We start from the raw sequence: 12,735 nt of genomic DNA, 5'->3' as shown, positions 1-12,735 counted from the left end.
CGTGTGAATGTTTTTTCATCGGTCCCAATCGCCGCATCGCTCGCCCGGCCAATTTAGAAATTGGCCTGGAAACGAACGCCCCACGTCGCCGGCGGCCCGGGAATGCGCCAACCGCCGGTGCCCTGCCGCACCTTCAAAATGCTGTATTTGCGGTCGAGAATATTGTCCCCAAAGACGCTTATCGAATATTTGTCGCCTGGCAGAACCCAGGTCAGACCCGCATTCAGCAAGGTGCGCGCAGGCTCCCGCAACGAACGCTCGGGGTTATAGTAGAATTCGTCCGTATAGCTGAGCAGCGCGTTCAACCGGAGCGTGCCCAGGGCATCGGACAATGGCTGTTCGAATTGTCCCCGGACATATCCGCTGATCTTGGGTGCCTGAGGCAGGCCCTGGCCGCTGAAGTCGACGCCTGCCTGGATGCCATAGCCAAGCCCGCCCTGCGTGATGCACTGCGCGTTCGTCGGGAACGCGTCACAGGCAACATAGGCGTCGCCCAGATAATTTTTGTAGCGTGTGTGCAGATAGCCACCGCCGACGCCCAATTCCACCTGCCGCGAAGGGGCCCAAGTGATGTCCGTTTCTATCCCCCAGATTTTAGCCGATGCGGCGTTTTCGACCGCTGTACCACCAGTGTTCTGATCGGTCCTCTGAACCTGGAGGTCCTTATATTTGTAATAGAAGGCAGATCCGTTGAAGCGCACATTGTTGAACTGAGTTTTCCACCCGATTTCGAAATCGTCGAGTGTTTCGGGCTCAACCGTATCGGCGATGGTGAATGCCGGGGTATTGAACCCGCCACTTTTGAACCCCTGGCTATAACTGGCATAGAGCAGGACCCTGTCGACCGGCTTGTAGCTGATGCCGATTTTGGGTGTGAACTTCTTGAACTTGCGTGATGCCCCGGCTTCGTTCGACAAAGGCAAGGGATCAGGCCCAAGGCCCGTCGCAAAGACCTCGTTGCTGTCCAGCGTCTTCTTTTCCCAAGTATAGCGAAGGCCGACCAAAATCTCGAGGCTGTCGGTGATGCCGTAGGACGCCTGCATATAGGGCGCGAAGGAGTCCGTCGTCAGGTGGGAAATGGCATTCAGCTGCGGCCCTGTGTTGACTTCCCCGGTCAGTGGCCCGGACGGCACGCCGAATTGACCATCGACCGCCTGGCCGAAGACCTGGAACGTGTTGCCCCCCACCTCGCGGAAATAATAGAGGCCAGCAGTCCATTTGAACGGGCCAGTCCCGTTGGATACGGCTTGGATTTCCTGCGAATAGCTGTCGCTTTTTTCCAGAAACACATCGTGCTGGAAAGGAATGTCGACGGTATCGAGGTCGGCCGGCGCGCGCAGGTTGTTGTAACGCCAGCCGGAAATCGACGAGAGGGTGAACGGATCGAACTCATAGTCGACCCGCACCTGAACGCCGGCCTGCTTGATGTGAAGGCGTTTCACCCGGTCCTGTGTCGCGGTGTAAAAGTCGGGGCTGGGCGTTCCGCCAATCGCCACGCCGGTCTGTCTCGGCGCCCCATCGACATTGATGAACGACGCTCCCTCGAAGTCATTCTTGTCCGAATAGTCACCGGAAATCTTGATCGTCAGGCGGTCGGTCGGCTGGAACAACAGCTTGCCGCGGATCATGTCGATATTACGGTCGTTCATGCGCGGCAGGGCCGGATTGATATTGTGGACATAGCCATCGCGCTCGTCATGGAAATAGGCGAAGCGGACGGCCAGCTTGTCGCTAAGCGGAACATTGAGAACGCCGTCCACGCCGAGGCGGTTGAAGCTGCCGGTCGTCAGGCCGACATTTCCTTCGAACTGATATACAGGGTCGTTGGTGATGATGCGCAGCGCGCCGCCCGCTGCGTTGCGGCCAAAGAGCGACCCTTGCGGCCCCTTCAACACCTCTACGCGAGCGATGTCATTGAACGAGGTGAGCGCGCCTTGCGGGCGCGACATATAGAGGTCGTCAAAATAGGTCGCGACAGAGGATTCCAGGCCAAGATTGGCATATTGCGTGCCGACGCCGCGCAGATAGGGCGAAAAGAAGGCCGAGCCCGAATTGACGGTCAGGTTGGGTGTGAGCTTGGGAATATCGGCGCCCGCGTCGATGCTGGCGGACCTAAGCAGGCTGCCAGAAACCGCTGTCACCGCCACAGGAACGGACTGCAGGTTTTCAGAACGCTTCTGCGCCGTCACCACGATGTCCTGCAAGGTTGAGCCATCCTGCGGACTCGCTGCACTCTGCTGGGCCATGGCCGGGGCCGCGATCAGCAGAGCGATAGGAAGCGTAGATACTGCGCCCAAATAACAGGTCTTTATTGCCATCAGTCTCTCCCTTTGCCGTCGTTGCGGCCCGCGTCGGCTTCGCTAGCCGATTCCGACATATGTCGATGTCGTTCTTTGGATCCGCCAGACCGGTTTGGCAAGGCTGTTTTTTTGTGTTCGGTTATGCTCTATGGGACATCCGGCTTCGCTCTGATGTAAGTTTTGGGTGGGAGCATCAAAGAGGTTCATCTGGAGAACGTAGTGAGAAGCGACGGCGGAGCAGTGATGAGGAAACGGCCCCTTCGCAATGACAGTCGTGCCAAAGTCGAACAGATCGTCGATGGAACGAGTCGGCTTTTGGAACATCATGCATTACGCGACATTACCATTATCATGGTCGCGAAGGAGGCGGGGGTCGCACGCACGACGATATACGACTTCTTCCCAACGCCTTTTGCAATTTTTCAGGTCATCGCACGTGATCACGTCACGCGATCATGGAATTGGATCCACGCGGAAATCGCCAAGGCCGATCCCCAATCGCTGGACGCGTTGATTGACGCCAGCGTCGATGCGGCAAGCCGTTATTTCAACGGAAATGGCGCGGCTCGCAAAACGCTGTTCGGCAGCGGCGCGCTCGAACTTCATGTGATCGAGAGCGACTGGGATCTGATGAGTGCTCGGATGTACAGGGACTTCATGCAGCCCGCCTGGCCCGTTGAGGCGTTTTCGACAGCCGACCCTTTTCGGACAATGGGTATTTTGATGAGTGCGATCTATTCGACAAGCGTCAGACGATGGGATGCGATCACCTCTGAGATGGCTGATGAAGCAAGATTGGTGTCGCGTGCCTATATCGCAATGCGTGAGCAAACATGGGGTATGAACTCGCTCTAGGTCACATATCTATAAATGGAATCTGCCGGGGAGGTGGCTGTTGACTCGATGGCGCCATAATTTGCGTGGGCTGAGATGGCTGGGTTTGATCCATAGACTTTGAGGGGCGGGGACAGAGCCAGATGATATTATCTCCGTCAGCAAACGAGGGCTGGATCGACTACTTCCCGAATGTCTAAACGATTCCAGGCTTTTATGCCGACCTGAGCACGAGTTTCCCGATCCGGTCACAACAGGTGCAGCGGCAGTTGCAAACATTGATCTGCCCCCCACTGAATGGACCGATTGGTGGGGGCAGATCATTCTATCGCATGGCATTAGGGCACTGGCGGCATTTTCCTCGGCATTGTCCGCCCCGCCGATGCAAGCCACGTATGCGACCATTGCGCCGGCTGCCGCAGGATTCAGGATCTATTCCACCCCGCCTTTTTCGACATCACCTATAATGCCGTATCTGTCGCTGGATTGCGCGCGTGCCGGCTACTGATGCGAGAATATGTGCCATCATCAAAGTCGATCAAGCAGCGAACACTCGCAATACGCTCTAAACAAGGTCAGTCCAGACACATGCCGAGGTTGACAGCGACGGTGGTCTGACCTGCTTGCAATCGGGAAAAGGGGCGCGCGCTTCCGCTATCACTGCGGCAACTGGTAGGCAGAGGCAGCGACCGACATGTCCATTCGGTCTGATCGCTGGGGAAACAGGCAATAGTAAAAGCCGTTCAAAGCGGCGCGCAGAAATTTGCGTGTCTTGGAATAAGCACCCACGCTGCCGATCTTCCATGAGTTTGGTGCAGGTGGACCAGACTTGTCTGATCCACCTGCACCTCATTAACCGCTCAAATGGTGGACGGCACCAAAGAACGCATCGGACTGTTTCGCGGATTAGAACTTCGCTTCCACCGTGCCGCCCCACAGCCGGCGCTCGCCAAAGGCCACATAAGTGCCGAACGCGGTACGACCGCCAAAGGCCTTATAGGTCTTGTCGAACAGATTTTTCACGAACAGATATGCGCCGTATCTGTCATCCTCGGTATGCACACCAATACGTCCATTCACTACGGCGAACCCGTTCTGACGCAGCGCCGCGGTATTTTCTGGGTCGAAATAGAAGCTGCTGCGATAGGAAACAGTTCCCGAACCAGCAAAGACCAGGCCATTGTTGAGCGGCTGTTCGACATCAAGCGTTGAGTTGAACTGCCAGCGCGGCGCCTGAATCATGCGATTGCCGCTCGCATCGAAGTTCACCGCGTCCGCGACCACGAAGTCCTTGTAATTACCGTGTGTGTAGGCGCCGCTGGTCGACAGCGTTATACCTTGAGCTACGCGAGCCGTCAGTTCAAGCTCCGCGCCGGATACCTTGGCCTTGTCGGCATTGAGCACGAACGAGGTGGCCTCGGCGCTCAATGTACGCGCAACCTGGATGTTCTTGTAGTCATAGTGATAAGCCGACGCGACAACGCGCAGCCGGCGATCGAACAGTTCGGCCTTGTAGCCTGCCTCGTAGCTGGTCAGCTTTTCGGGCTTGAACTGGTTGATCCCCACTGGCGCTCCATTCACCAGCGCAGCGGGATTGAGCAGGTTGTTCAGGCCGCCGCTCTTGAAACCTTTGGCCCATCGAGCATAGACGATGCCGCCACTCGGAATGTTGTAGTTCAGCGTTACTGAAGGGGTGAATGCATGTTCCCGGCGCGAACCGCTAAAGCTTACACCGCCAGTATTGATTTGGCCCGGGAAATCAAGCGTACGCTTCTCTTCCGCATAACGACCAGAAGCGATCACTTCCGCATTGCCGAACTTATAACTTGCTTGGCCGAACACAGCCCAAGCCTTGGCCTTGAGCGTCGAATATAGATTTGGAAGCGTGGCGCGGGGGAAATCGCCGGCAAGGATTTGGGCCTTAGTGAGGCCGGTAGCGCCGCCGGGGAAGAGGATTGTGCCCGCTTCGCCTTGAATCTGATCGAACGTCTTGTCATGGAAATAGCTGCCGCCCACGATCCAGTTCAACGGACCGTCGTTGTCCGAGACCGCGCGCAGTTCCTGACTGAAGATTTTGGAGCTGAAATCAGCCGTGAATCCAGCAAGAGGGATAGGTGTCGCGTCGATTTCTGTCGATCCGATTTGGGCGTTCTCACGATAGGATGTGATCGACGTCACTGTGACATTGTTGATCGACGCCTCGATTTTTGCCGAGCCGCCGTAATCTTCAACCCATTTGAACGCCTGCTGATCCTGAGTGGACGTCCGACCGGGACGACCGGTGACAATTTCATCCGGAGTGAAATTGAAGCCGGTGATAGCGCTCAGTGTTGCAGCGACCACTTCCGGTTGAGTGTTGATCCAACCGGTGGTCCCCGTATCGTAGATATTAGTATAATCGCCGCGCAGAACGATCTTCACGTCGCCAAATTCGAGACGGATCTTCGCATCGAAGATATCGCTGTTCTTGTCTTCATAGTCACGGCGACCCTGCGGCCCCTTGCGCGGATAAATCAAGCCGCCATTGAGATTGATCTGACGTGTATCACCGGCCGTCGGATTCAGCGGATTGCTGGTATAAGGCGACGTCGCCTTGACCAGACCGTCGCGCTCGCGGTGAGCATAGGTGAAATTGGCCGCGATATTGTCCGACAGCGGAACATTGACATAGCCCTGCGCTTCCAGGGCGTTAAAGTTGCCATAGGTGAAGCGTCCAACGGCGGAAAAATTATCGGACGGCTCTTTGGTCACGATATTGATCGCGCCACCGGTTGCGTTGCGGCCGTAAAGTGCGCCCTGCGGACCTTTCAGCACTTCGACACGTTCGATGTTGGCCAACTCGGTCGATGAACTGGAACGGGGACGCGGGACATCATCGATATAGATGGCGACGCTGTTCTCAGCATAATTGCCGGCAACTTGGTTGCCTACGCCGCGTAGGAATGGCGTCAGATAACCATTCGACCCATATTGCATGTTAAGGCCTACGACGGCGTTCTGCAGTTCTTCAATTCTCGAAATGCCCTGTTTCTGCAGCATACTGCTGTCCACGGCTTGAATGGAAAGCGGCACGTTGATCAGGCTTTCCGCACGGCGCTGAGCGGTGACGACGATGTCGCTCAGGCCTCCGCTACCGGGACGACTCTGGTCAGCGGCCTGCGTAGCGGCTGAACTGGTGCTCCCGCTGTCCGGCGTACTCGGGTTGATGGGCGCAGGCTGCGCCATGGCCGAGGCGCTCCAGGCCGCCACGGCGCTTAATGCCGTTCCGACCAGCGCTTGGGTGCGTTGTACCTTCATGTTTCTATCTTCCTCCCATATGTGCGGCTCATTTTTTGAGTCGCTGTTGCTGTTATTTCGACAGGGCTAAGATCCCCGATTGGATCAGATTGATGAAAAAGCTCTGCTTCCCTTGCCTCAAGACTATTCTCCTGAGCGATTGGCGCCCCAACGCCACAGATCGTTCAGACGCCGGGATGAACCGCCATCATGCCGCCATCAACGAGATATTCGCCCCCCGTCACGAAGCTCGCCTCGTCGCTCGCCAAGAACGTCGCCATTGCGGCGATCTCGTCGGGAGCGCCCATGCGGCTCATCGGCGACATACCCGCAAAGGCCGCAAGCAGAAGCTCGGGCGCCTCGCTTTCGGCCAGCAGCTTATCGTGGATGGCTGTCTGGATAGCGCCAGGATGTATCGAATTGCAGCGGATAGGCAGACGGGCGCGGGCGCACCATACCGCGATTGACTTCGTCAGCATGCGGACAGCGCTCTTGCTGGCAGTGTAGGCTAAGTCATCGGGGATAGCGCCGTAAGCAGCCGTCGAGGCGATATTGATGATTGAACCCTGATATTCACCCGGATTCTGCCGCATAAGGGCAATGGCCGCCTGACATCCCAGCATCGGCCCGGTCAGGTTGACCCCCATGGTCCGATTCCAGGTGGCCAGGTCGGTGTTCTCAATCGATTGATAAGACAAGATGCCTGCATTGTTGACCAGGATATCAAGCCGGCCAAACCGATCACTCACAAATTGCGAGAGCGCATTCCAGGAGTCCGGATTGGCTACATCCTGCAACCGAAAAGAGCCGCCGCAAGATTCGGCAACTTGACTGCAAAGTTCCTCTTGAATGTCGGTCAATATGACTTGGGCACCTTCGGCGCTAAAGCGACGAGCGATCGCCGCGCCCATGCCTGATGCGGCTCCAGTGACTATCGCGACTTTTCCTGCCAAGCGCTCCAAACTATCCTCCCATGTAATTGTTCTTTGCGTCGCTGCGCCGATCCAAATTGACCAATGAAGATCAGGAAGCTAGCGTACCGATCGTTACGTGTCGATGCAACCTCGTATCTAGGGGTCATTCGAAATTGGCCATTCCCTTGAACAGGAACGGTTCGTCATCGGGAGAAGTGAGTTGGCAACCAAGGTTTATGGCGTAGGATTGGTCGGCGTTCAAGCTGGCAGAAGCTGGGCTGCGATAGCGCATATTCCGGCAATTCAAGCGCTTTCCGAAGACTTCAGGATTGTCGGCATCGCCAATACCAGCCTGGAGTCGGCGCAACGCGCCGTCGAAGCGACCGGCGCGGGCCGGGCTTTTGCAAGTGTAGCCGAACTCGTCAACGATCCCGACGTCGATATCGTGGCCATCACTGTGAAGGTTCCCAACCATTTCGATGTCGTCAACGCTGCGATCGGTGCCGGTAAGGCCGTGTATTGCGAATGGCCGATCGGCAATGGCTTGGCCGAAGCGCGGGAAATGGCCGAGCGTGCGCGAGAGAAGAACATACTCGCCGTAGCCGGCACCCAGGCGCGTGCCGCGCCGGCCATGCGCTATGTCGCGGATCTGGTTGCTCAGGGCTTCGTGGGAGAAGTCTTGTCCAGCACGCTGGTCGGCACTGGAATGAACTGGGGGCCTATGATCGAGAAGCCTAACGCCTATACCCTGGACGTCAGGACTGGTGCGAACATGCTGACGATACCTGTCGGGCACACGATGGCCGCGATAGCAGACACGCTGGGCCCGGTCGCCAATGTGTCCGCGCGCCTGGCCACCCGTCGGAAGACAGTTCATGTGGTTGATACCGGCGAAGATGTGCCGATGACCGCACCCGATCAGGTGCTTGTCGCTGCCACGTTGGAAAGTGGTGCGCCCTTGTCCATCCACTATCGTGGCGGCATGCCTCGGGGGACCGGTCTGTTATGGGAAATTAACGGAACAAAGGGCGACATTCAGGTCATTGGCATGGGAGGGCATGCGCAATTTGTCGACCTGTCCGTCAAGGGCGCGACCGAAGGTGATGAGGGGCTGCGCGATCTGCCGGTTCCCCAGTCATATCTGCCGTCTCAGGAATTTGACATGTTCACGCGCAATGTGGCCATCATGTATGCCCATATGGCTCATGACCTGCGCACGGGTGAAAGCACTGCCCCGACCTTTTCGGATGCGGTACGCACACATGAACTGATTGCGGCGATTGAACTGTCGGCGCGAGAAGGGCGTAGCGTAAGCGTTAAGGATGTCTGAGGCGTTCGTCGCGTGCTGAATGGCTGCATTGTGCAGAATGTGGCGATCGGCATTGTCCGCGAAGTGCCGATGGACCCGCCAGAATCGGCGCATCATACGATGCTGGACGCCGAGCTGCGCAATCGCTCGCGTGAAGCCCCGACGCCGAGACGAACTATCTCCGGATCGAGATAAGGCTGCTGCTGCAGGAAGGAGGTGCAGCCGGACGATCCGGTCCGGCTGCCCAAGAGTAACAGACTGGCCCAGCTAAATGGCTATTACGCCGTCATGCGCCCGGAATCGCTTCGATCTCTCCTTATTTGCGTCAGCCTTGGTCATAGGAAAGGATTACCCGATCAGCGGCTTCGATGGCCGCGTTAGCCGATTTCTCCGCAGAGAATATCTGGGCTGAACAACTCGCTCCCTCAAGCAACATCATGATCGCATAGGCCAGTTCGCAAGGCTTTCTTATGTTCATCTGCGCGGCGATATTGTTCAAATTTTCTAGGAAGGCGATTTTTAACTCGTCTACTTTTTGCCGCACTGGGTGATCGCGGTCAGGAAACTCTATGGCGGCATTGGCGAGTGGGCATCCTCGGTACCCTGGAGACCCTATCGCCTTCGCCGTTTCACGGATGATATAACGCAGCTGCGCTTTGGGATCGCCCGGGTGGGACGTGAGCGCATCCTTGCATATTTGGCGACCCGCTCTTGCCTGTTCGTCCAGATAGGCAATGACAAGTCCGTCCTTGGACCGGAAGTTCCGGTAAAGGTTGGTCTTGGCGACGCCCGAGAGTTCCGATATTTCGGCTACTCCGACGGCGCGGATGCCATGCCTGTAAAAAAGGCTGCTTGCCGCCTCCCAGACCTTCAGGCCTGCAGGAGTAGGTTCAAGGCCGCTTGCCATTCATAATCTCCGTTCCGTCCGGCGCTTTATCCGCCTGGGGCATTCTTCACCGCCGCATGGGCCTGCGGTAAAGCTCGCAGAGGTTCTCCGCGCTCGTGAAAGGTACATGCGTGCCAGGCCGCGCTGGAACAAGTAGAAATTTTAGCATGTTCGGCGTTCCCCTGCAGGAAAAGGGGAACGTCCGCGCCCCACGCTACATCCACGAAAGATAATAGAGTCACCGGGTTTGCCTGCTCATGCGATCACGATGCTTCCACTTTGCCCGGGTCGGCTGTAATTACAGGCTGGCCGGCAAACAGAATCCTGGAGAGTTGCATGACGTCACCCGAAGCATTTGCCATCCGGATTTCGGACGACCGCCTGGACGAGATGAAGCGCCGTCTCGAATCGACATCCTGGCCAGGAGATTTCGGAAACACGGATGGCCGATATGGCGTGAGAGAGGAGTGGCTGCAAACCATCGTGGACCACTGGATCAATCAGTATGATTGGCGCGATCATGAAGAGAAGATGAATGAGTACCCGCATTATCGGACAGAGATCGATGGCGTGCCAGTTCACTTCATTCATGTACGCAGTCCTCGGAAGGATGCGATTCCCCTTCTTTTGACACATGGCTGGCCGTGGACTTTCTACGATTGGCTTGGGGTCGTCGATCAATTGAGCCATCGCCACGATGGTCCTGCGTTCGACATAGTGGTCCCTTCACTCCCAGGTGTGGCATTCTCCGCGCCGCTTGCCACCACTGGTCTCAACGTCCGCGCTATTGCAGGGCTTTGGGCAAAGCTGATGGAGGGCTTGGGTTATGATCGTTTTGCTGCCGCGGGTGGGGATTGGGGATCACTCATCACAGCGGAACTTGGACATGCGCATGCGCATAAACTGCGCGCGATGCACCTCACGCTTGTGGCGCTGCCAGGTGTGAATCACATGCAATTGTCGCCCAGCGATTATGCGTCAGATGAGCAATGGATGGTCGCGCGCAATGCGAAAGCGCTTCCGATGATTACCAGTCACGTCGCGGTGCACAGTAATGATCCACAGACGCTTGCCTACGCCTTGGCGGACTCTCCCGTGGGTACTGCCGCCTGGATATGGGAGCGGCGGATCGCATGGGCTGACCGAAGAGAGAAGGTCGAAGATAAGGAGGAGCGGGATTTTCTGTGCACGACCGCATCGCTATACTGGCTCACCAATACAATTGGATCGTCCCTTCGTATATATAAGGAGCAGTTCGCGGGCAATGGCATCGGAATGAACTGGCTGCCACTTCACGATCAGTTGCCCCTGATAACTGTACCCACGGCGGTTGCGGTCGCACCAAAGGAACTTGTCCTCCTGCCGAAGTCATTCGTTGCCGAGCGGGTCAATCTCATGCGGTGGGAGTTGCTGCCACGGGGAGGGCATTTTTTGGCATATGAGGAGCCGTCACGCCTCGCGCGGGAATATGGCGAGTTCTTCGGGGCGCATGCCTGAGACATTCTCTGTAGTGTGACTCTAAATTCTATAATGGAAATTCGCTGGCTTAACGGGGTCCGGACATGGGCGAGGATTGCTCGCGACCGCTTCTGCGTGCTGGACCAGTAAATGCTATGGCAACGGCGATTGACAGAGCAAGATGTCGCACAAGTTGCATAACTGCGGTGCTTAGGCGATGGTTACGTCTCAAATCGCGCTACGCGGGCGTTTCTCTGATCCATGGGCCGTGGCGATATCTGATGTTGGGGGAGGTTCTTCCGGTGCTTCAGCAGTTCCAGCAAGACAATATTGGCGCCTTATCGGCGTCAAGTTTGGCGTGAAACTTTGACAAGAGACGCCGTTTTTAGGTGAAAAAGTCGCTCCAGACCGATAGCGAGGGGCCAGCAATCAATAGAGCAGACCCGTGCCGCCTCGCAGCCCGCGAAGCGGCACGGCATGCTCAGGCAAAAGAAAGTAGGTGAGTGATGTTGACCCCCTATGACGAATTCCCTGTGCATCAGGCACCTTACACGTTCAGTTACATCCCCTCCACCGACTATGCCTGGGACGAGGGTTACTGGTTTGCGGTGTTCAACCCGGACGAGAAAGTTTTTCTTGGCACCTATTTGCGGGTGAACCCGAATACCGACATGATCGGCGGCTGCGTCCTCCTGAACGTCGGCGGTATCCAGACGACGCTGCGCTTCAATCGTTGCTGGCGGGGCAACTTCGCGCTGGAGGTCGGGCCGTTCCGCGTCACGATCGTCGAGCCGCTTAAGCGTCTGCGCCTGGAACTGGCGGAGAATGACAGCGGCATGAGCTTCGACATCTTGTGGGAGGGCACCTCGCCCGCCTTTCTGGAAGACCATCATATCGCCACCAATCGGGGCCGCCGCACGACAGATCAGACCCGCTATTCACAGCCGGGCAAGGCAAGCGGATGGCTCAAGCTACGTGAACGCGAATGGAAGGTAACGCCAGACATCTGGTCGGGCGCCCGCGACCATAGCTGGGGCCTATATACCTCGCGGCCGCCGCTGTCACCGCCGCCTTCCATCCTGCCGCCGCCGTGGAGGGACGAGGGCCCGAAACGCGCGATGCGCTTTTGGACCTGCTTCCGCACAGAGCCCTATAGCGGCTTCTATCATGTTCACGAAACGGCCGAGGGCGTGCAATGCAAAATGAACGATGTATTCGGCACGCCCTTTGGCGGACGCATCTTTAAGGGCTGGGGCGAAGAGGATATCGAACTGGTGTCGGGGCGGCATGAGATGGAATTCAATCCCGGCACTCGCATTCTCAAGAAGGTGACCTTCTACCTTACCGACGTGCAGGGTCGGGACTGGCGGCAGGTGTTCGACATTGAGACCCCCCCCTGGATCGTGCAGCCCATGGGTTCCTTTCCGGGTAGCTGGAAGGATGGCGGTACATTCTTCACCTATCATGGTTCGGAAGAACTGGCGCTCGAATGGGACGAGGGCGACTATTCGGTGCAGCCCTTCGAATACATACCCTATGCCGTCAGCGGCGCGGCCGCATCGGAGGGATTCAACACCGGTACGTCGATCGGTAACATGGTGCATGGTCCCGAATATCTGGCGCGCGTGACCACCTATGCGCCCGACGGGTCGGTAAGCACAGGTTCGTCGCAGGTCGAATTGTTCATTAATGGGCCGTATGCGCCCTATGGATTCGTCTAAATGCGGTTCCCGCCGCACGAACTGGAGCCGATTCTCG

Annotated in this window: 8 protein-coding genes; 4 read left to right on the top strand and 4 right to left on the bottom strand. The window is 57.1% G+C overall.

What is annotated here, in order from left to right; translation table 11 throughout:
* Positions 1-53 precede the first annotated feature (53 nt).
* Positions 54-2,318: a TonB-dependent receptor gene (locus tag K663_RS17745; protein ID WP_083536006.1), complete on the bottom strand. Its 2,265-nt coding sequence runs from the start codon at positions 2,316-2,318 to the stop codon at positions 54-56.
* 201 nt (positions 2,319-2,519) lie between these two features.
* On the opposite strand from K663_RS17745, the gene K663_RS17740 reads away from it, so the two are divergent.
* Positions 2,520-3,155: a TetR/AcrR family transcriptional regulator gene (locus tag K663_RS17740; RefSeq protein ID WP_145902363.1), complete on the top strand. Its 636-nt coding sequence runs from the start codon at positions 2,520-2,522 to the stop codon at positions 3,153-3,155.
* An 885-nt stretch (positions 3,156-4,040) separates the two neighbouring features.
* Here K663_RS17740 and K663_RS17735 read toward each other — a convergent pair.
* Positions 4,041-6,431, bottom strand: coding sequence for a TonB-dependent receptor (locus K663_RS17735; protein WP_062121390.1), 2,391 nt, complete (start codon positions 6,429-6,431; stop codon positions 4,041-4,043).
* 164 nt (positions 6,432-6,595) lie between these two features.
* Positions 6,596-7,363, bottom strand: coding sequence for an SDR family NAD(P)-dependent oxidoreductase (locus K663_RS17730; protein WP_256382212.1), 768 nt, complete (start codon positions 7,361-7,363; stop codon positions 6,596-6,598).
* 181 nt (positions 7,364-7,544) lie between these two features.
* Between K663_RS17730 and K663_RS17725 the strand changes: the two genes are divergently transcribed.
* The gene (locus K663_RS17725) at positions 7,545-8,654 is read left to right on the top strand and encodes a Gfo/Idh/MocA family protein (protein WP_062121388.1); all 1,110 of its coding nucleotides are present in this window, start codon (positions 7,545-7,547) and stop codon (positions 8,652-8,654) included.
* A gap of 304 nt (positions 8,655-8,958) precedes the next feature.
* Here K663_RS17725 and K663_RS17720 read toward each other — a convergent pair whose 3' ends face one another.
* Complete coding sequence (locus K663_RS17720) at positions 8,959-9,540, bottom strand: TetR/AcrR family transcriptional regulator (protein WP_062121387.1); 582 nt, start codon at positions 9,538-9,540, stop codon at positions 8,959-8,961.
* Positions 9,541-9,855: 315 nt separating this feature from the next.
* On the opposite strand from K663_RS17720, the gene K663_RS17715 reads away from it, so the two are divergent.
* Both K663_RS17715 and K663_RS17710 read left to right on the top strand, forming a co-directional pair.
* On the top strand, positions 9,856-11,016 hold the full coding sequence (locus tag K663_RS17715; protein ID WP_062121386.1) for an epoxide hydrolase family protein: 1,161 nt from the start codon (positions 9,856-9,858) through the stop codon (positions 11,014-11,016).
* Between the two features lie 464 nt (positions 11,017-11,480).
* A complete protein-coding gene (locus K663_RS17710) occupies positions 11,481-12,698 on the top strand; it encodes a hypothetical protein (RefSeq protein ID WP_201026715.1) in 1,218 nt (405 codons plus the stop codon).
* Positions 12,699-12,735: the final 37 nt, after the last annotated feature.

Origin of the sequence: Sphingobium sp. MI1205 (assembly GCF_001563285.1) — a bacterium.
Classification (GTDB): Bacteria; Pseudomonadota; Alphaproteobacteria; order Sphingomonadales; family Sphingomonadaceae; genus Sphingobium.
Note: the sequence above shows the minus strand (reverse complement) of the source record. Positions and strands in the feature narration are given on the sequence as shown.